The organism is Arthrobacter sp. AQ5-05, from assembly GCF_003287975.1.
Classification (GTDB): domain Bacteria; phylum Actinomycetota; class Actinomycetes; order Actinomycetales; family Micrococcaceae; genus Paeniglutamicibacter.
On sequence record NZ_QMKQ01000017.1, the window covers coordinates 1 to 20,833 of the forward strand.

Below are 20,833 nucleotides of genomic sequence, written 5' to 3' on the forward strand. Positions count from 1 at the left end.
GCGGCACGCAGCGCCAGCACCGCGCCGGCAAGCTGCCGGATCGCGGTGTCGGAGGGGGTCGGCCCCCTTGGGGTGCCGGTTGGCGCGGTGATGGTCATGAACCCCAGTCTGCGCCGCCCGGGCCCGGCGCGCGGCAGGAGAATCCCAATGTGGGGGGAAGCGGAACCGTGGAACGGAAGGTTCCTGCCCAAGTATCAAGGAGGGCGGGGAGGTGTGGGGCTCGGGCCCGTAGGAGTCCGTGGGAAGACGGGTTGGCTTGGTGCACCTCCGCGGGAATCCGCGGGTGCCCGCCCGAGCGGCAACGTTGCAGCCTGGCGTGCAACGTTGCTGCAACCTTCATGTGAGTAGGCTCACATCAAGCAACAAGCTCACCACCCCACTCATCTCCAAGGAGTCGTCATGACGGTCTACGCCAACCCCAACACCGAAGGTTCACTCGTTCACTTCAAGTCCCGTTATGAGCACTACATCGGTGGCCAGTGGGTGGCCCCGGTCAAGGGCCAGTACTTCGAGAACATCACCCCGGTCACCGGCAAGGGCTTCTGCGAGGTCGGCCGCGGCACCGCCGAGGACATCGAAGCGGCACTCGACGCGGCGGAGGCCGCGGCCGGCCCGTGGGGCAAGACCAGCCCGGCCGAACGCGCGGTGATCCTGAACAAGATCGCCGACCGCATCGAGGAAAACCTGGAGATGCTCGCCGTCGCCGAGACCTGGGACAACGGCAAGGCCGTGCGCGAAACCATCAACGCCGACCTCCCGCTGGCCGTGGACCACTTCCGCTACTTCGCCGGCGCCATCCGCGCCCAGGAAGGCGGCCTGTCGCAGATCGACGAGAACACCACCGCCTACCACTTCCACGAGCCGCTCGGCGTGGTCGGACAGATCATCCCCTGGAACTTCCCGATCCTCATGGCCGTGTGGAAGCTGGCCCCGGCGCTGGCCGCGGGCAACGCGATCGTCCTGAAGCCCGCCGAGCAGACCCCGGTCTCGATCCTGGTGCTCATGGAACTGATCGGCGACCTGATCCCGGCCGGCGTACTGAACGTCGTCAACGGCTTCGGCGTCGAGGCCGGCAAGCCGCTGGCCTCCAACAAGCGCATCCGCAAGATCGCGTTCACCGGCGAAACCACCACCGGCCGGCTGATCATGCAGTACGCCTCGGAGAACCTGATCCCCGTCACCCTGGAGCTGGGCGGCAAGTCCCCGAACATCTTCTTCGAGGACGTCGCGGCGAAGGACGACGCGTTCTACGACAAGGCCAAGGAAGGCTTCACGATGTTCGCGCTGAACCAGGGCGAGGTCTGCACCTGCCCGTCGCGCGCCCTGGTCCAGGAATCCATCTACGACTCCTTCATGGCCGACGTCGTGGAGCGCACCAAGGCCATCAAGCAGGGCAACCCGCTGGACACCGAGACCATGATGGGTGCCCAGGCCTCCAACGACCAGCTGGAAAAGATCCTCTCCTACCTGGACATCGGCAAGGCCGAGGGCGCCAAGGTGCTCACCGGCGGCGGACGCGCCGAGCTTGGCGGGGACCTCGAGGGCGGCTACTACGTGCAGCCGACCATCTTCGAGGGCCACAACAAGATGCGCATCTTCCAGGAGGAGATCTTCGGCCCCGTCGTCTCGGTGGCGAAGTTCTCCGGCTACGAGGATGCGATCGAGATCGCCAACGACACCCTCTACGGGCTGGGCTCGGGCGTGTGGAGCCGCAACGGCAACACCGCCTACCGTGCAGGCCGCGACATCCAGGCCGGACGCGTCTGGGTCAACCAGTACCACGCGTACCCCGCGCACTCCGCCTTCGGCGGCTACAAGTCCTCGGGCATCGGACGTGAAAACCACAAGATGATGCTCGACCACTACCAGCAGACGAAGAACCTGCTTGTCTCCTACTCGGAGGACAAGCTCGGCTTCTTCTAAACCGGCAATTGCCAGCGGGGCCGGAGGCACAGGAGCTTTCGTCCCCGCAGGCAACCGGCCACCACCTGCGGTTGCGCCACCCCTGGCAACCACCCCCCCACGCAACACCCTTTTAGCGAGCACCACACCCCTTTCCACTCTTCTTCGGTGGCGCGGGATCAGGGTCGGGCACCAATGGTGCATCCCCCTGTGCCCCGCGCCACCGGTACAAAGCAAAGGAAACACCCCCCATGAGCACCATGCGCGCAGCCATTGTCGAGAATTTTGGCGACGAACTCACCATCGGAACCACCGCCATCCCCGAGCCCGGCCCGGGCCAGGCGCTGGTGAAGGTCATCGCCTCCGGCGTCTGCCACACCGACCTGCACGCCGCCCAGGGAGACTGGCCGGTCAAGCCCAAGCTCCCGCTGGTCCCCGGCCACGAAGGCGTGGGCAACGTGGTCAAGGTCGGTCCCGGGGTCACCGAGGTCAAGGTCGGGGACCTGGTCGGCAACGCCTGGCTGGCCAGCGCCTGCGGCAGCTGTGAATACTGCCGCACCGGCTGGGAGACGCTGTGCGAGTCGCAGTCCAACGGCGGCTATTCGGTCGACGGTTCCTTCGGCGAGTACATGCTGGTCGATGCGAAGTTCGCCGCCCACATCCCCGAGGGATCGGATCCGTTCGAGATCGCCCCGGTGCTCTGCGCCGGCGTCACCGTCTACAAGGGCCTGAAGCAGACCGAGGTGCGCCCCGGCCAGTGGGTCGTGATCTCCGGCATCGGAGGGTTGGGGCACATCGCGGTGCAGTACGCGGTGGCCATGGGCATGCGCGTCGCGGCCGTCGACGTCGCCGAGGAGAAGCTGGCCCTGGCCCGCAGCCACGGCGCCGAGGTCACGGTCAACGCCTTCGCCGAGGACCCGGCCGAAGCGATCCAGGCTGCAACCGGCGGCGCCCACGGCGTGCTGGTCACCGCGGTGCACCCGGCGGCCTTCGGCCAGGCCATCAACATGACCCGACGCGGCGGAACCATCGTGTTCAACGGCCTGCCGCCGGGGGACTTCCCGGCACCGATCTTCGACATCGTGCTCAAGGGCCTGACCATCCGCGGCTCGATCGTCGGCACCCGCCAGGACATGGACGAGGCGCTGGAGTTCTACGCCCGCGGCCAGATCAAGCCGACCTTCCACACCCGGCCGCTCGAGGACGTCAACGCGGTCTTCGACGAGATGAAGCACGCAAAGATCGACGGCCGCGTGGTCATCGACTACGCGAAGTAGCATCGGCCCCGCGGGCCGGTGACAAGACCTCCCCGCACCCGTGGAACAAGGGCCAGGGGAACCGGCAAGACCGTTCCGCACTTCCCGCCCGGCACCGTCAATCCAAGACGGCGCCGGGCGGCGGTGTCTGCCAGCGAAACCACGAAGCACGAGGGAGCAGGACCATGGAAGAGAACATCGAATCGGCGCCGCGGATCGCCGGCGAGGAATTTTCGCGCGTGGCGCTGGCGCCCGAGGCGGCCGACCTGCTGCGCAAGCTCTGGGGGCAGTACGGCCCGCTGATGTTCCACCAATCCGGCGGCTGCTGCGACGGATCCTCGCCCATGTGCTTCCCGGCCGGGGATTTCAAGACCGGGGACGCCGACGTGCTGCTGGGGACCTTCGCGCTGCCCGATGCCGACGGAGGCGTGCTGGGGGAGCTGGACTTCTGGATGAGCCGCGAGCAATTCGAGTACTGGAAGCACACCAAGCTGACCGTCGACGTGGTCCCCGGGCGCGGATCGGGCTTCTCGGTGGAGGCCCCGGAGGGCAAGCGTTTCTTGATCCGAAGCGAGATCATCCAGTTCCCCGTCGGCTGAAGCAACTGGGCTTCTGTGTCTGATGGCGTTCAGGAAGCTGAGATGAAGCCTTGGAGCTGGGTCAGTTATGACGGGGTTGATCGAGAAAGCGCCGCGACCATCTCGTCCGTGGAAACAATCTCTGGCACGACGACGGCGTCCTTCAACGAAGTCTTCTGACGTAGGAGTTGGTCCAAGTTGATATCGAATGAGGGAAAATCCGGGTGAACGGCCAATGGCAGATACACGTGAACTGGACGTGTTTGTCCTATTCGGTAGATTCGGTCAGTTGCTTGCGCTTCTTTTGCTGGATTCCAATGGCGTTCAAGGTGAATGGCATGGTTTGCGCCGACTACGGTGAGCCCCGTCCCCACTGCTAGCGGTGACATGATGATGAGATTAAATCCCGGTTTTGCCTCGAACTCCTTGATTATGGTGCGGCGTGTTTCGTTGCCGCTGATGGAAACCGCCTTTGTTTCGCCATTAACCACTCTGACACGTATGCCGAACCGAGTCTGCAGCCAGAGAGACAACTGCCGCTGCACCTTCTTGTTGATTACGAAAATGATCGCTTTCTCGTCGGCCTGCCGAACCGCATCCAGGATGCTGTTCATGGCGATCATTCGTGCGGAGTCAGTGAGGAGTGCGCTGGAAGAGGGCATTTCATTTTCCCCGCTGGCATCGGGGTGCAGACTAATTGCCTTGAGTGCTGATATTGCTGCCAGGGCGGCACCTTTTTGCCGTCCCGCCTGAAGCTTGTACTTGGCGAGATGCTGATCGTAAGTGTGTTGTTGTTTCGACGGCATCTGAACAGACAAATCTGGACGGTATTGAACTGCACCAGTTGGATCTGCCAGGCCGCTGTAAATGGTCTTGCTTGGGAGATTTGTGAGGTGGTCTTCTTTATTTCGGCGGAGCATGAACGGGCCAATGAAATCGCTTAGTTCTCGCCCTTTCGCTACCTTTGCATCATGATTCGAGGTGTCAACGTTTCGGACCCAGACACTTCTGAACTCTTGCCAGGTTCCGAGTAGTCCGGGTTGGGCGGTATCCATGAGACACCACAAGTCTTTCAGTGAATTCTCCACTGGAGTACCGGTAGCTAGCAGTTTGAAACGCGACCTAAGTCCTTTAGATGCACGGGTTTTGAGTGCTTCGGGGTTCTTGGTTGTTTGAGCCTCGTCGAGGAAAACAGCACCCCAGTCAATTTGCCCCAGAGACAATTGGAACGATGTGAGGGTCTCGTAAGTAGTGAGTACCAATCGGCCTGGCATATCTAGACGCTTGTCGCCAAACCCCGAGCCGATACGAAGGGAAATATTGAGCTCTTCTTCACGCACCATGCCAGTGCTGTCCAAAGATGAGGCAGCTGCACGTGTTTCGCGGCCAGAACCGTAAAGCCGAAAACGTGGCAGATCGCGGGACCCGAGCAAGACAACGACATCTTTGAAAGGGACTGCTGTAAAAGATTTCTCGATTTCCTCCTCCCAGTTTTCGATCAAGGTAAGTGGCAAGACCACCAAAGTCGGGAGTACCTCACCGAGTAATTGCTGCTGTGCTTGCAAAAATTCCTTGAGGGCTACCAGCGCCATGAAGGTCTTCCCCAAGCCCATGTCGTCAGCCAAGATTGCGCCTTGGAGACGGTCTGGGCTTTCGTAAGGCTCGAGCAGGGATGCATGCATCAATTTAGCCATCCACTCGATCCCCTCCCTCTGGTGAGGAAACGGTGTGCGGGGCAGACAATCGTAATCGACAGGTTGTAGCAGACTCGATTCGTTGGCTTTCCGGCGTAGCCTCGAAGCTGTCGAATCGCTTTCCTCGACGATTACCCCGACCTTGACCGCATCTTCGATTATGGGTTTGGGGAGTGCATCCAGGACTCGACGTCGAGCTCGATCCAGCTGGCGTGAGACTTCTTCATGGTCGGAAATATCAATAATGTTCTCGTCGAACGGCATGTTGATTTCATTGCGTTCATACGCGCTCTCGATTTGTTCTTCTAGGTCTTCAAGTTCATCTTGAGTCGTGGGGAGTTCAGCCAGTACAGAAGGTGGCAATACCTCTGTTACCTCATCAAACCATTCGATTCCGGATTCGGATGCTTCAGAAAAAGTCACGGGAGCCAGAGCGCCGATACCCTTCACGCGCAGCCCAAATTTGATGTCCACGTCGACAATTTCAGGGTTTAGGAAATCACCTGGCGCAAGCAAAAATTCCTTGGCTCTATCGGCAGGAATCCTTCTATGGCTACGAACCTCTCGCACACCCCGCATGGCGGCCTCTTCCAGAAGCACGAGGTTACTTTCCACCCTAATAACTCCGGTCGCGGCATTATCGGAAATCTGATGCCACCGAGTGTTCAATGCCGAGCTGTCATCAGTTGTTCCCAAGGAACCCAAGTCGGGGGTAAGCAGAATTTCACCGCTCTCCTCAATTGCGACATTGACGCCGACTCGTTGCGGAACCACTGTGCTGAATTTTTCGAGGTGTCGAAGCGGCATTTCGAAGATGCGACCATCAATAGCTGCGACTTCTCGTGCGTGCTGAAGCCGCGCGACCAGCGTGACATTCTCAGTTTCGGTTCTTTCATCGAAACTGAGAACGCTGTGATCTTCGATAGCTTGCATCATGAGCAAAGTCGGGTAGCTGATCCGATAGCGTGCCCCTGAGGCCAAATCTACAATGGGACCAGTCCGTTTGAAACGTTCTTCAACGCCGTTAATAAGGGCTCCAACGGTCACTGCGAAGCGCTGAGTATTCGTGTGTCCGACGATTTGAGTATCGAATGTTTCTGGCAAGAGCAGTGGTAGACCCAGCGCTACGGCGTTATCCTCGTCAAGACGCGTAATTGCTTCGGTGGGCATGGTGAATCCGTTGGACACCGCTTGCGCGTGACCTTCTTCTTCAAGCATGCAGAGAATGACTAGCTGCTCTGAGACTGCATTGACAGAATCCGGATTGAGCAATTCTTGTAACCGTACAGGGTCGGCCAGGAACGAGACCCCTAGGCTATCCACGCGGACGGAAAAGTCTTGACCTTTGGTTACTGACACATCCGCTTTTCTACGGCGTTGGCGGAGAATATCTCGAAATCGCATCTAGTTCCTTAGCGAATAGCGATGGTAAGGCACAGGCAGACCTGACCGCCTGAGGTCACTATAGTCTTCTTTTGTGAGCACCTTTTCAGCGTCAATGGAAATGTTCCATTCTGCAATGAACTCTAGGGCTTTTCGCTGCCAAAACCCGCTGTGGACTATGCCCACGTGTGCGTACGCACCACAACTATGATCGATGCCGTGCTGCTCTGGAATGTCCTCGCGAAGCTCATTCGCGGTGTACTGCCCCTTCTTACGATCCGTGATCAGCGGGAGCTCACCGCCGATGAAGATCCACATTCTGTAGTCGTGCGACCCTTCGATGATTTTGAAATCACCGCAGTCGATGTAAATGATGGATGTATCATGTAGCTTCTCGAGAAGTGCAACATCTGTCCTTAGCGCAGTACCCAAATGTTGACGGATTGCTCTGCTGGCTTTATTCCCCAGAATTAGCCGAGTCTCTCGGATGATTCCTTGGCTGTGGAGACCTTCGATAAATTTCTTTCGGGCAGGGAACATCCTTTCCAACCTGTCATTCTCGGTTTGTCGCCCGTAGAGCTCTACTGCCGCCAAGAAGAGGCGTAGGTCCTCGGCGCTCAGCCAACGAACCATTTGTTCGCGCGACTCGTGAGTAACGCTTCGCCACCACGTATGCCATTGTGCGGACGCGGTGAGCCGGGGATCGCCGGCAATCTCGACGATGGTGTCGATCCATGAACGGGTTGGTTCTGAACTCGGTTTATTGGTCATGGCCTCAATGATGTGGTGCCCGAAGTACCGTCCATCAGGAGCCGGTGCTTTGGATACCGCCTGCGACGTCAATTCGCCCAGGAACGGATGGTTAAGTTTGGGATCTGCTTGTCGAATCTGCTCAAGGTAGTACCAGTTCCTTACAAGATCGCCGAAACGGCCCGCATCAAAGCCGTGTACTCCAGAACCGTCCATATATCCAGCGAGCGTTTGCTCGTTATCGATGAGTACGTTAGAGAGACTCTCAGGACTCGATATCAAGAGAAAATTGTCGGGTTCCTGGCGAACGGTCTCGACTAGACCTATGGAACCAGGGTTGCTGGACAAGGCCTTCAACGCGTCACGAATAAGATCCCGTGACTCATTGAACAACCCAGGCTGCCATTCGTCGAGGAAATCGAAATGGTTGAGATGCAGCCCAATGAGGAGGCTAATGGACATCCGTGTAGGCGGCCAAACTTCTGGTTCGCGAAGGGCGCGCATGAAGGAAACTCGCATAGTCTGTTTAGCCAACCCCTTCTGATCTTGCCAAAGTGTTAGAAGGGCGCGGATGTTCCGGCGTTGGTCCAGCAGACGTCTTACATCTTCTTCTTTTCCATCTCTTAACAGCTCTTTGATCAATTGCAGAGTTAACTCGAACACGGAGCCTTGACCAGCAGACGATTCAATCTTGTGTGCTCGGCTGGTTACTTCGAGCCATTCAATCGCTGCCGACGGCTTCCATTCGTGAATGTGGATCTGAGGTACAGGGCCGAACATTTAAGGAACCTCGACTTGCTTGGCTTTGTTTTCAAGATCCAACAAGTCTTGCGCGCTTGGACGAACGATGGTGAAGCGAAGGTCTATGCGCCGGTTGGTTGACCGTTCGGCTTCGGTTGTCTGTTTGGAAGTGATGGGTCGTGTTTCGCCGTAACCAGACACAGAAAACAAGGGAGACCCATTAGCATTTTCTAGTTGCCCCAGCTGGTTGTCTTTAGGGAGGTCTTCTTCCCAAAGGTTCCATAGCGAGATTGCCCGAAACGTAGATAATCCCCAGTTACCAGTTCCTTCGAGACCATCGAAATTTCTGTTGTCAGTATGTCCTTCGACGAACACCGTGTCGAAGTACTTCGTCCGGTTTTCGTCCCTAAGTGCGTCCGACAGGACCGAGCCGATTGCGCGCGCAACCTCCCGATGTGAGTCTTCAATGGAGTACGACGAAGCCTGAAACCCGAGCCGTTCTGATGGAATGCTAATGACCGATGAGTCTTCGCTGACCATGACTTCGAGGCCTTTGGCCTTGAGCGTCTTCTGGATATCCAAGACCATCGCTTTGCGCACGGATTCAGCGTTTTGCAGCGTGCCGATCTGACGACTGAAGTGAGCTTGTTGTTCGTCTAGTGATGATTGCTTCTGGTTGAGCTGTAATACCAATGCAACGACCGCGAGAATGAAGACCACCAAAAGTGCAGACATGAGGTCTGAGAATGAGATCCAGTAAGGGTTCTCCTCATCGCTACGACTCTTCTGCTTGCGCGAGTACCGCAGCACGTTTCACCTCGAACTCATCGATTACGTTGGATAGGTTTTGGGCGATCTGGAGCATGTGCGAAGCGAAACTGGTTGTCTGTGTGTTCCAAGCTTCCAGGCGGTTGTCTGTCTGCGCTATGACGACTTCTGAATAGGTATCGATCCAATCCTTGGCTGCCAAACTCATTGCATCGTATTTTTGCTCGAGTTCTGCGAGGAACGACGATTGGTGTTTACGAAGCGCGTCGAAACCAATTGAGGACTCAGCGGATGCAGCAGCGAGCCTTTCTGCGGCCTCGGTTGTCAGCTGACGGAGTCGATCAAATTCTGTGGCGTGCTTGGCAACTGCTTCCGCAGCTGACTGATGATTTTTGGATGATGCTTCAATACTTTGAGCAGAGGTTGTTAGCTGCGTTCCCAAGGTAGTGGTGGCCGTGGCAAACTGTCTCGATGAACCCTCAAACTGGCTGGAGACATCGACCAAGTGGGTACTGGACGTAGTCAAAGCCGTTGAAATCGATTCGACCGCACCCAGGAGTTCAGCCATAGATTTCTCCGTTTGCTGATGCTGTTGAGTGCTGAGGTTGTGGAGGCTGCGAAGATGCTCACGAAACTCTTCGGAGGCTTTTGCGCTTGCAGTCTGTTGGTTGCTCGACTCATTTTGGATTCTGTCCATGATCGTAGCCATATTCGTACTCATGGCGTTGAGAGCCTCATTGATCCCGCTCGAGGCGAGACGCATCTGATCCGCTTGTTTTTCGCCCTCTGCATAGATGTTCTCAGAAAACTTTTCCACCAAGCTGGCGAGAGCTTCTTCGTTCTGTCGAGATGTTGAATTGGCTAATGCGGTAAGAGCTGGTGCCATCGAAGACTCAATCGCCGATTGCATTTGACCCGACATCGCGCCGACAGCTTCTTGGAGGCGGTTGCCGATACGCTCATGTAGTTCAGCGAGCGACTCACGGGCTTCGTACGTGTTGTCCATGATGTTAATCAGCGAATGCTCCGGCGTTTGGCGCTGGAAAAGCCCGTCAATCTCTGATTGAAGTGTTCGGATCCTTGCACTCAACCATCGCTCTGCTTGCTTGTCGATAATGTTGGAAAGCAAGCTCGTGAAAACTCCCCAGACGGAAGTCATGAAGGCAATGGCAGCGCCACCGATGAGCGTATCTATGCCGTCACGGAGTTCGTCTACGCCATTGTCGGCATTCAAATTAAGGCCGTTGAGCCCAGTTGTTAGTCCGATAAATGTTCCGAGCACACCAATAGCCGTCAGCACGGAAGGAACGACCGCAAGGACTCGGTTGTGCATGACTTCGCCGGCAAGTGACTCCGAATTGAAGAAATAGTCTGCATCGACCGTATTGCGCAGTGCGGAGCGATCGCCGGTTTCAACAAGCGTCTCATCAAACTCTTGCCAGAGATGGAACGCTGTCTTGTTGCCAACGCTGACCTCAGTGCCTTCGGTCGCGCGTCGTTTCATGGTGCTACGTTTGTCGAGCAGGCTGCCTGAATCTACGTCGTGAATGATTCTATAAACCGCATCCACTCGCTGAACGGTCTTGCTGCATTTAGCTATGACGTAAATAACTTGGGCGGCAAAAATGATGATGATGATGCTTACGATGAGCGCGTTGATGCCATTCAAGTCGCCGCGCCAAAGTGCCGAATAATCGGGCCATAGAAGTTTGAATATGTCCGAAAGGCTGTTGTTCCCCATAAATTACCTTCTTGCTTCTCAAATCATGCTCTTCATTTTCAACGAGGAAGTATGTGTGGGAGACAAAACACGGTGCGAGAGTTGGCCGACCCATGGACTCAATCGGAATGAAAACGAGCCGAACAAATATTGTTTCAATACTAAGCGAGATCTGGCGTTTTTTGGGTACTCATTAGCCCAGCTACATTGGCTTGACAAGAGGCACAGATTTCTCGATGAAAGCCGTCAAAAAGGGGGGCTTTCATCAGAAATGAGATTAATTGAGCCCCTCACCAATTCCGCCGAGGGCACTGACCTCGTCGGCTTCGTTTATGGATTTGCTTTAGCGTCTGGGCAGGCGTTTTTCCGGCCATAATAGGACTTGTCAGTCCTTGGGCAGCAGAACCAGCCGCATGTCCAGGGCGTCGGCCAGCCTGATCAGGGTGTCCCGGGTGGGGTTCCCCATGCCGCGTTCGATGCGGCTGATATCCGCCTGCTCGACTCCGGAGCGTTGGGCCAGCTGGGGTTGGGTGAGTCCGGAGGGCTCGCGTGCCGCGGCAAGGCCTTGGCCCAATGCGAGCTGGGCACTGGCTTCCGAGTCCATTTGCGCACCAAGGGCCTTGGAAAACTCCCTCACGTCGGAGCTCCATTGCGCGCGGAACGGGTCAACGAATTCTTCGTATGGTTGTGTGGGCATGGTGGTCTCCTCGCAGCGTTTGCTCCCGGAACCAGTATGTGTTGACGCACATAGTTGCCGCAAGCCCTCAATTGGTCCACCTCGGCGCCGCAAAAAGCGGGTGTTGTACCCGGGACCGTAAACAACTGCGCGCTTTGCCCCGGTTCTGGTGCAATGGGGTTCATGAGTGAAAACACCCCTGCAGGCACCGCGGCGCCCGTCGACATCGAACTGCAATTGCGCTGGTCCGACGAGGACGCACTGGGGCACGTGAACAATGCCCGCATCGTCACGTTGATGGAGGAAGCGCGGCTCCGCTGGACCCAGCCGCGCGGCAAGTCCGGGCGCTTCCCGCACGGGACCGTGGTCGCCTCGCTGAAGCTGGACTACCTGCGTCCGCTGTACTACCAACCGACCATGGTGATCCAGCTGTCGGTGGTGCGCATCGGCACCAAGTCCTTCTCGCTGCGCCACGTGGGGATCCAGGACGGGGTCCCGGTCTTCGACGGCGTCTCGGTGATGGTGCCGCTGGCCGAGGACAAGACCTCGAGCCGGGCGATCAACGACCTGGAGCGTGCCTGGCTTGAAAGCGCGTTCGTCGCAGCCGACGCCTGAGCCTGCCATGCACCTGTCCGCTGGCGCCCAACAGCTGGGCCAAGGACATCCTTCGCAACTTGAGCCCCCGGATGGCGGGATGCGGGGGAGGAGCTCCTCCACAGCGAAGCCGTGACCGGGTCATGAATCGAACGCCGTCACCGGTCCCCCAAGGCTGCCCGGGAATCCGGAGGATCTCGGCCTCATGCCTGGATGCCTGATGGTAAATGGGACCGGGCGCCCCGCTGTTTCGGGTGCAGATGAAGCAAGTGGAACTGTTTGGGGTCTTCCATGCGCTAGCGAAACAAGTGGAATTCCTCGCACCAGCCAGGACAGCAGCATGCCTCGTCAACAGGGCTTTGCACGGTGATAGCTTTCTGCCGGACGACGCCGGTTCGAGCCGTGGCAGCTTGTTTTCGGGCTGCCCGAAGAGCAAACCCCGAGTCAGGTGGTCCCAAACAGAATCCTTGGTGGCGCTTGTCCGGTGCGTCCAGAGACGTGAAGATTCGCCATCAAGCCAGGCACACATCCGCATGGAAGCAGCGCCGACGGATCACCATCCGGCACACGAGAGGCAAATTGGGTGTCGACAGTTCCGCATGAAATTAGTTTTTGACGCCGAGGCAGCAAGGCAACTCAAGTCCCGCATTGCCATGACCAGGTGGCCACGGCAGTTCGGGGTGGGCGATTGGGACTTTGGCACGGACCGCGAATATTTGCGAAGCCTGGTCGATTACCTGCGCGATGGCTTTGACTTCGAGGCCGCAGGACAACGGATCAATTCGATTCCGAACTACCTGACAGCCGTTGACGGGTTGCCCATTCACCACTTGCACTCCCGGTCAGCCGAATCCGACGCGACACCGGTCTTGCTTCTTCACGGTTGGCCCGGCTCGGTCGTTGAATTTCTTGAGGTCATCCCGAAGCTCTCGGAACCCAGCGAGGCAGGCAGGGAATCCTTCCACGTCGTGGCCCCCTCGCTGCAGGGGTTCGGCGGTTCCCCCGGAATCGACGAACCCGGGATGTCGCCCATCCGCATTGCACACCGCCTTGCCGCGTTGATGGAGGAACTGGGCTACGAGCGGTTCATGGTGCATGGAGGAGACCGGGGAACCCCCATGGCCACCCATATCGCGTCCCTCTACCCGGAGCGGGTCCTGGGGTTGCATGTGACGCTTGCCCATCCGATTCCGCCAACCGATGTGCCCGACCCGATGGCGTTGGTGCGGGAGCACGAGCGGAGACGGCTGGAAGAGAACGAATTCAAGGCCATCGACGGCCGGGGTTACTTCGAAATACAGAAGACCCGCCCGGAGACCTTGGGATTTGCGCTCACCGATTCCCCGGTGGGTTGGTGCGCCTGGGTCTTGGAAAAGTTCCACCAGTGGACCGACTGCGAACGAGACGGGGCCAAGGATATCCGGAACGCGGTGAGCTGGGACCAGTTCCTGACGAACCTGTCCTTGTACTGGTTCACTGACACCATCTCCTCCGCCATGCATTTTTACCGGGAACAGTACCTGGCACTGAGATTGGGCCAGGGAACGGCCGGGAGAGTCACAGTCCCAACCGGCGCTGGAATATTTCCCCAGGAGATCCTCAAGTCGCCCAGAGCCTGGATGGAACGGCGATTCCCACTGGTGCATTGGACGGAGCATCCGGCCGGAGGCCACTTCGGGGCCATGGAGCAACCAGGGTTGTTCGCCAACGACCTGAGGGAGTTCGCCCGCAAAATTGGAGGCTAACAAGGACCGAATCGATCCTGGAGTTCTCTTTCGCCGGACGGTATCTGGATTCGAGTGGACGGCAAGCGTCGAGACCTCCCAGAGGTGCGAAGCCTGCATGTCCATGACCACGTGTGCAGGGTCCAGTGCGCTCGTCGCGATCAAAGCCTGATATCCCGCGCCGCGGGCCCAATCGTGGCCGAGACTTCCTATGATGATGGGGTGGGCCGGGAAGGGCGCCGGCGGGAACGTTGAGGGACGAGGACCGGGTACTTGGATTACTACGCCATACAGGGACTGCGGGAAAACCACCCGGGGTGGGCCTTGCTGCGCGCCGACCATGCCCCGTTGCTCGTCGCCTTCTTCGTCGCGGCCTTCATCGAACCGAACCGCCGGAACATCCCGCGCCGCGAGCTGATCGACGCGCTCGAGGACGTGCTGTTCATGGTCCGCGACGAACAGGGCGATGCAGCGTTCCCGCGCAGCGCCGCGGAATACCTGGACAACTGGGCGGCGCCGGAGAAGGCCTGGCTGCGCAAGTTCTACATCGAGAACCAGGACGACCCGATCTTCGATCTGACCCCGACCACCGAGGACGCGGTGCGCTGGGTGCAATCGCTGCAGGGGCGGGAGTTCGTGGCCACCCAGTCGCGGCTCACCGGCATCTTCGCACTGCTCAAGACCCTGGTGCAGGGCTCGGAAACCGATCCCGAAGTGCGCCTGGCGCAGCTGGAGGCCGAACGCGCCGCCATCGACGCGAAGATCGAGGCCGTTGCGGCCGGGGACATGCCGGTGATGACCGGCCCCGAGGCGCTTGACCACTACCAGCAGCTGCGCGCCCAGGCCCAGGACCTGCTCTCGGACTTCCGCGAGGTCGAGGCGAACTTCCGCGACCTGGACCGCAAGGTCCGTGAACGCATCGCCACCTGGGAGGGAAGCCAGGGAGAGCTGCTCGATGCGATCTTCACCAACCAGGAGGACATCTCCGGGTCCTTGCAGGGACGCACCTTCCAGGGGTTCTGGGACTACCTGATGTCCCCGGCGCAGCGTGCCGAGCTGTCCGACCTGCTGGAAAAGACCACGCAGATACCCACGCTGGCGACCGTTGACGGGGTGGGGGAGATCGTGAACCTGCAGCGCGACTGGCTGCCGGCGGTCGAACAGACCCAGGGCACCGTGCGCCGGCTCTCCTCGCAGATGCGCAGGCTGCTCGATGACAAGGTCTTCCTGGAGAACAAGCGCATCATGCAGCTGATCCGCAGCATCGAATCCAACGCGCTGTCCCTGCGCAACGACCCGCCGTCCGGCACCGTCACCGAGATCGCGGCGCAGCAGGCGGAGATCACCCTTCCCTTCGAGCGCCCGCTCTACAAGCCAGGAACCCAGGTGGTCATCGACGATGCGGTGGCGCTCGCCGAGGACACCGAGGTCGACTCGAGCGCGCTCTTCGACCAGTTCCATGTGGACCGGGCCGAGCTGCAGGCGAACATCGACGAGGTGTTGGGACAGCTGCCGCAGGCCAGCCTGGGACAGGTCCTGGAGGCGCACCCGCTGGAAAAGGGCCTGGCCGAGATCGTCACCTACTTCCAGATCGCCGCCGAAACCACGTGGGCGGACATCGACGCCTCGCGCACCCAGACCCTTTCCTGGAGCACCAACACCGGGGCGCGGCGCGAAGCCACGGTGGAACACGTAACCTATGTGAGGCCCGAATGAACCTGGACGATGCATTGCCCTTCGAGATGGAGGCGGGCGTGGACCCGGGCGCGATCGCCCCGAGTGCGTCCGACGCCCTCTCCCTGGTGCTCACCCACCTGCTCAAGGGCGTGGTCTACCGCGAGGCCGATCCCAAGCTGTGGCAGGCGCTGGGGGAGAACATTGCCACGGCCCGGGACTACGTCGCGGTGCTCGGGCTGGAGCTCTTCCACGACGACATCGAGGGCTACGCGTTCCTGCGCTCGGACCAGGAGGAGGACTCCAAGCTGCCGCGGCTGGTCGCCCGGAGGCCGCTGACCTTCCACGTCTCGCTGCTGCTGGCCCTGCTGCGGGTGCGGCTGGCCGAGTTCGACCAGCAGACCTCCGAGACCCGGTTGGTGATGTCCCGCGAGCAGATCGCGGAGATGGTCTCGGTGTTCATGCCCGAAACCAGCAACGAGGTGCGCCTGTTCGACCAGCTGAACACCTCCATCAAGAAGGTCGCCGAGCTGGGCTTCCTGCGCAAGCTGCGCGGTACCGATGACCACTACGAGGTCCAACGGATCATCAAGGCATTCGTGGATGCGCAGTGGCTGGGCGAGCTCGACGCGCGGTTGGCCGACTACCGCACGTCCATGGAAGGAACGGAATGAACCAGATGAATGCCTTCGGGGACCAGGACTCGTTGTTCGGGCAGGAGCAGGAGACGCTCTTTGCCGAAGCGCTGCAGCGTCCCAACGGCCAGGGGGTGGATGCGGTGGCCAGCAAGGAAACACCCAAGGTCACCAGGGCGTCGATGCCGCAGGCCGAGGCCTTCGAATTCGAGGGCCTGGAGCCCGGATTCCGCCTGCGCCGGCTCGAGATCCTGAACTGGGGCACCTTCGACGGGGAGGTCCGCCGCTTCATCCTGGACGGGAAGAACTCGCTGCTCACCGGGGACATCGGCTCGGGCAAGTCGACCGTGGTCGATGCGATCACCACGCTGCTGCTGCCGGCGCACCGGATCGAATTCAACAAGGCCGCCGGCGCGCAGAAGAAGGAACGGTCCCTCATGTCCTATGTGCGCGGCTTCCACAAGTCCGAACGCGGCGGCGGTGAATCCTCCAAGCCGGTCGCGCTGCGCAAGCCCGGCTCCTACACCGTGGTGCTGGGCGTGTTCGGCAACGCGGAAATGGACAAGGCCGTCACCCTCGCGCTGACGTTGTGGGCCACGCAGGAGGCGGGCCAGCCCAACCGCTTCTACTCGCTTGCCGAATCCGACCAATCGATCACCGGGGATTTTGCGAACTTCGGCGGGGACCCGCTCAAGCTCAAGCGGCGGCTGCGCGGCACCGACGGGGTGAAGGTCTTTGACACCTTCGACAGCTACGAGTCGGAGTTCAAGCGCCAGTTCGGGATCACCGGGTCCCAGGCCATGGACCTGTTCCACCGCACGGTGTCGATGAAGCAGGTGGAGAACATCACCAGCTTCGTGCGCACCAACATGCTCGACGACGATGACGTGGCAGAGCGGCTCAAGAACCTGATCCTGCACTTCGACGATTTGAAGAAGGCGCACGACGCGGTGCGCCGGGCCAAGGACCAGATCGAGATGCTCGTCCCGGTGCGCGAACACTCACAGCGGCACCGCGAGTTGGATTCGCAGGAGAGAACCAGCCGCGCGCTGCGCGACGAGCTGACCCCGTGGTTCATGTCCAGGCAGCTGGAGCTCAGCCTGCAGCACCAGGCGGAGCTTGGGCGCACCGCACAGCGGCTTGCCCGCGAATCGGAGGCCAAGAAGGCGCAGGCGGCCACGGCCCAGGAGCAATTGGCCGTGATCCGCGAGGACATCCGTACGCAGGGCGGCGGGAGGCTTGCCGCCATCGATTCGGAGATCCTTGCGGCGCGTGCCGCACAGGAACGACAGAAAACCAAGGCCGCCGGCTACGGTGCTTCGGCCGCGTTGCTGGAGCTTGCCGAGGTGCGCGACCAGGTCGATTTTGATGCCAACGTCGCGGCGCTGCCGGCAACCACCGCACGGCTGGCGGACGAAACGGCGGCACTGAACCAGGACCACGGCGAGCTGCTGGGCCAGGTGCGCGAGGCCGCCACGGAGGAAGCCTCGCTCAAGGAAGAACACGCGTCCTTGCAGGCGCGAGCCAACCTGCTGCCGCGCGAGCAGCTGGAAATCCGCCACCGGCTCTGTACGGCGACCGGCATCGACGAGGCTGTCCTCCCGTACGTCGGCGAGCTGCTGCGCGTGCGCCCGGGCGAGCAATTGTGGGAGAGCGCGGCGGAGCTGACGCTGCGCGGATTCGCCCTGTCGCTGCTGGTGCCCCAGGAACACTATGCCGCGGTGTCGAGCTGGGTGGATGCGAACAACCTGCGCGGGCGGCTGGTCTACCGGAAGGTCGATGCGGAACCCGTGCGCGCCGTGGAGCAGCGGCCCGGGACGCTGGCGTCGAAAGTGGAGATCAAGGCCGGCACGCATTTCCGCGCCTACCTGGCCGCGGAGTTGAACAAGCGATTCGACCACCAATGCTGCGACTCCCTGGAGGATTTCCGCCGCCACCCGCGGGCGGTGACGCCCAACGGGCAGCTGAAGACCGGCGGCGGGCGCCATGAGAAGGACGACAGGCCCGCGAGCCGGGACCGCCGGAACTTCGTGCTTGGCTGGGACAACCACGAAAAGATGGCGATGGTCCGCCGGCTCATGGAGGAGACCACGGCCAGGCGCCTGGGATTCGAGCGGCGCGTTGCTGCGCTGCTGCAGAAGCTTGGCGACCTGGGGTTGGCCCAGCGCGCGGTGGGCACCGTGCAGGGCGTGGAGTCTTTCTCCGAGATCAGCTGGCAGCTCACCGCACGAACGATCGGCGGGCTCGAGGCCGAACACCGGGAGTTGTCCGGCGCCAACGACCAGCTGTCGCTGTTGGCCACCAAGGAAGCGGGGCTGGTGCTGGGCCTGAAGAAGCTGCAGGACCAGTCGGAGGTGCTGATCGACCGGGGTGGACGGAACAAGCAAGCCCTCGAGGACATCGAAGTGGCGATTGCCGGATGCCGCGAGTCCCTGGCCGAAACCCCGGCCAGCAGCGACACCGGGGTCCTGGCACAGCTGGCGCGATTGACCACCGAAGCGCTGGGCGATGCAGAACTGAGCTACCGCAACACCACGACCACCGAGCGAACGGTGCGCGAGCAGCTGACCACCCGCATCGATGGGCTCAACCGGCAGGTGATCAGGGCCGGGGAAAACACGCTGAACAGGATGTCGGAGTTCAGGGCCAAGTATCCCGGGGAATGCACGGACATCGACAACTCGCTCCAGGCCGCCGGGGAATTCGTCGCACTGCTCGAGAAGCTCCAGAAGGACGACCTGCCGCGCTTCGCCACCCGTTTCAAGGAGGCGCTGAACCAGAACACCATCAACGAGATCGTTGCGTTCAACGCCTTCCTCGATGCGCGCAAGACCGACATCAGCGGGCGCATCGCCCAGATCAACGCGTCCCTCGCGCAGATCGACTACAACGCCGGCAGGCACATCCAGCTGGAGCACGACCAGTCCACCGATCCGGAAATCAGGGAGTTCATCATGGATTTGCGCTCCTGTTCCGAAGGGACGCTGGGGGAGTCCGAGCAGTATTCGGAGCTGAAGTTCGCGCAGGTCTCGAAGCTGGTGGAGCGCTTCCGCGGCCGCGACGGGCTGACCAGCCTGGACCAACGGTGGACGGCGAAGGTCACCGACGTGCGCAATTGGTTCACCTTCAGCGCCTCCGAGCGCTGGAGCGAGACGGGCGAGGAATTCGAGCATTTCACCGATTCGGGCGGCAAATCCGGCGGGCAGAAGGAGAAGCTTGCCTACACGATCCTCGCCGCGGCGCTGGCCTTCCAGTTCGGGCTCGGCGGGCGCAAGTCAGGCAAGACCGAGGCCAAGCGGAACTTCAGGTTCGTGGTGATCGACGAGGCCTTCGGCCGGGGCTCGGACGAGTCGGCCCGCTACGGGTTGGAACTTTTTCAGCAGATGAAACTGCAGCTGCTGATCGTCACCCCGCTGCAGAAAATCCACGTGATCGAGCCGTTCGTGGCGCACGTCGGGTTTGTCGACAACCCCTCCGGGCAGGCATCGCACCTGCGGAACATGAGCATCGAGGAATACCGGGCCCAGAAGGAACTTCGTGGCAACTAGGGCTTCGGGCTGGACGGACACGGCGGGGTTGCGGGCCGCGTGCCTGAAGTCCTGGGACCGCGGGGACATGCTGCGCGAGCTGCTGGAACCCGCCGGCACCTACCCGCGCCGGCGCCCGCTGAAGGCGCCGACTGCCGGGGAATTGCGCCAGCGCTTTGCCGAGGTGCGGGGCTGGGCCCGGGAACTGCATGCCGGGGCCGGGCACTACCGCCTGGAGACCCGGAGCATCGGGCACCAGAGCGTCGGGGCGAACGATGTCCCGCAGGCCGCCCGTTTTGATGCCGTCGAGGACGAGATAGCCTTCTCGGGCAAGGGTAGGGACGCGGCGGCATTCCTGAAACTGGCAGCGCAGCTCGAAGCAGCAGAACCAGGCCTTCGCCCGTGGGTGCTGGCCAAGCCGTTCCAGCTGCTGGAGCTGGGCCCCGAAGCCCTCGTCGTGGCACGGGTCGCCCGCTGGCTGGCGGAAAACCCGGAACCGGGCATCTACGTGCGCCAGCTGGCCCTTGGCGGCGTGCACACCAAGTTCGTGGAGAAGCACGTGCGGTCCATCGACGACATGGCCGCGGTCCTCACCGGCATGCAGGCCCCGCGCAGCTCCTCGATGAAGTCGTTCAGGGCGCGGCACTGCTTTACGACCGAGCCCGACACCGTGCGCATGCGCGCCCTGCCCGGAATCCTGAACGCGCCGGGCGGGGCCGAGGACGTGGAAATACCCGCCGAGGCCTTCGAAAACCTGGCTCTGCCGGTACAGAGGGTGATCGTCACGGAGAACAAGACGAACTTCCTGGCGCTGCCGTTGATGCCTGGCACGCTCATCGTCTTCGGGGGCGGTTACGGGTTCAGCGGGCTGGGTGCCGCCGGGTGGGTGGGCGGCTGCGACGTCGTTTATTGGGGAGACTTGGACACGCACGGCTTTGCCATCTTGAACCAGCTGCGTTCGCACCACCCACATGTGCGCAGCGTCTTGATGGACAAAGAAACGCTGATGGACCACCGCGGATTCTGGGGCGTCGAGACCAGCCCGTCGAAGGGGACCCTGGTCCACCTGGATGCGGCCGAGGCCCGGCTCTTCGGCGAACTGGTCTCGGGCATGCACGGGCAGCGGATCCGGTTGGAACAGGAACAGGTCAACTGGGACTATGCGCTGGCGCGCATCGGAGATGCCTGCGGGTGGGACGCAGTGGATTGAC

Annotated in this window: 14 protein-coding genes; 9 read left to right on the forward strand and 5 right to left on the reverse strand. The window is 60.8% G+C overall.

The window, feature by feature from the left end; genetic code table 11:
- Positions 1–399: 399 nt before the first annotated feature.
- From adh to DQ353_RS14240, 3 genes are all read left to right on the forward strand, one after another.
- The gene (gene adh, locus DQ353_RS14230; protein WP_113763406.1) at positions 400–1,923 is read left to right on the forward strand and encodes an aldehyde dehydrogenase; all 1,524 of its coding nucleotides are present in this window, start codon (positions 400–402) and stop codon (positions 1,921–1,923) included.
- A gap of 230 nt (positions 1,924–2,153) precedes the next feature.
- A complete protein-coding gene (adhP, locus tag DQ353_RS14235; protein ID WP_113763407.1) occupies positions 2,154–3,179 on the forward strand; it encodes an alcohol dehydrogenase AdhP in 1,026 nt (341 codons plus the stop codon).
- A gap of 164 nt (positions 3,180–3,343) precedes the next feature.
- Entirely contained in the window at positions 3,344–3,757 is a 414-nt protein-coding gene (locus DQ353_RS14240) for a DUF779 domain-containing protein (protein ID WP_113763408.1), read from the forward strand.
- A gap of 65 nt (positions 3,758–3,822) precedes the next feature.
- On the opposite strand, the gene DQ353_RS14245 is transcribed toward DQ353_RS14240, so the two are convergent.
- From DQ353_RS14245 to DQ353_RS14265, 5 genes are all read right to left on the reverse strand, one after another.
- A complete protein-coding gene (locus DQ353_RS14245) occupies positions 3,823–6,789 on the reverse strand; it encodes a DEAD/DEAH box helicase (RefSeq protein WP_181578409.1) in 2,967 nt (988 codons plus the stop codon).
- A gap of 45 nt (positions 6,790–6,834) precedes the next feature.
- The gene (locus DQ353_RS14250; protein WP_113763410.1) at positions 6,835–8,343 is read right to left on the reverse strand and encodes an EH signature domain-containing protein; all 1,509 of its coding nucleotides are present in this window, start codon (positions 8,341–8,343) and stop codon (positions 6,835–6,837) included.
- Positions 8,344–9,039, reverse strand: coding sequence for an OmpA/MotB family protein (locus DQ353_RS14255; RefSeq protein WP_113763502.1), 696 nt, complete (start codon positions 9,037–9,039; stop codon positions 8,344–8,346).
- Between the two features lie 40 nt (positions 9,040–9,079).
- Positions 9,080–10,813 (reverse strand): anti-phage ZorAB system protein ZorA, encoded by a 1,734-nt coding sequence (zorA, locus tag DQ353_RS14260; RefSeq protein WP_113763411.1) that lies wholly within the window; start codon positions 10,811–10,813, stop codon positions 9,080–9,082.
- 364 nt (positions 10,814–11,177) lie between these two features.
- Entirely contained in the window at positions 11,178–11,489 is a 312-nt protein-coding gene (locus tag DQ353_RS14265; RefSeq protein ID WP_113763412.1) for a helix-turn-helix domain-containing protein, read from the reverse strand.
- 162 nt (positions 11,490–11,651) lie between these two features.
- On the opposite strand from DQ353_RS14265, the gene DQ353_RS14270 reads away from it, so the two are divergent.
- From DQ353_RS14270 to DQ353_RS14295, 6 genes are all read left to right on the forward strand, one after another.
- Positions 11,652–12,083 carry an acyl-CoA thioesterase gene (locus DQ353_RS14270; RefSeq protein WP_113763504.1) on the forward strand — a complete coding sequence of 144 codons (432 nt, stop codon included), beginning with the start codon at positions 11,652–11,654 and terminating at the stop codon, positions 12,081–12,083.
- Between the two features lie 206 nt (positions 12,084–12,289).
- A complete protein-coding gene (locus DQ353_RS14275) occupies positions 12,290–13,807 on the forward strand; it encodes an epoxide hydrolase family protein (protein WP_113763413.1) in 1,518 nt (505 codons plus the stop codon).
- Positions 13,808–14,059: 252 nt separating this feature from the next.
- Entirely contained in the window at positions 14,060–15,502 is a 1,443-nt protein-coding gene (locus DQ353_RS14280; RefSeq protein WP_113763414.1) for a DUF3375 domain-containing protein, read from the forward strand.
- On the forward strand, positions 15,499–16,134 hold the full coding sequence (locus DQ353_RS14285; protein WP_286166830.1) for a DUF4194 domain-containing protein: 636 nt from the start codon (positions 15,499–15,501) through the stop codon (positions 16,132–16,134). Before DQ353_RS14280 ends, DQ353_RS14285 begins: the two co-directional genes overlap by 4 nt.
- Positions 16,131–19,643 carry an ATP-binding protein gene (locus DQ353_RS14290; RefSeq protein ID WP_113763415.1) on the forward strand — a complete coding sequence of 1,171 codons (3,513 nt, stop codon included), beginning with the start codon at positions 16,131–16,133 and terminating at the stop codon, positions 19,641–19,643. Before DQ353_RS14285 ends, DQ353_RS14290 begins: the two co-directional genes overlap by 4 nt.
- The gene (locus DQ353_RS14295; RefSeq protein WP_146755258.1) at positions 19,633–20,832 is read left to right on the forward strand and encodes a Wadjet anti-phage system protein JetD domain-containing protein; all 1,200 of its coding nucleotides are present in this window, start codon (positions 19,633–19,635) and stop codon (positions 20,830–20,832) included. Before DQ353_RS14290 ends, DQ353_RS14295 begins: the two co-directional genes overlap by 11 nt.
- The last annotated feature ends 1 nt before the right edge of the window (position 20,833 follow it).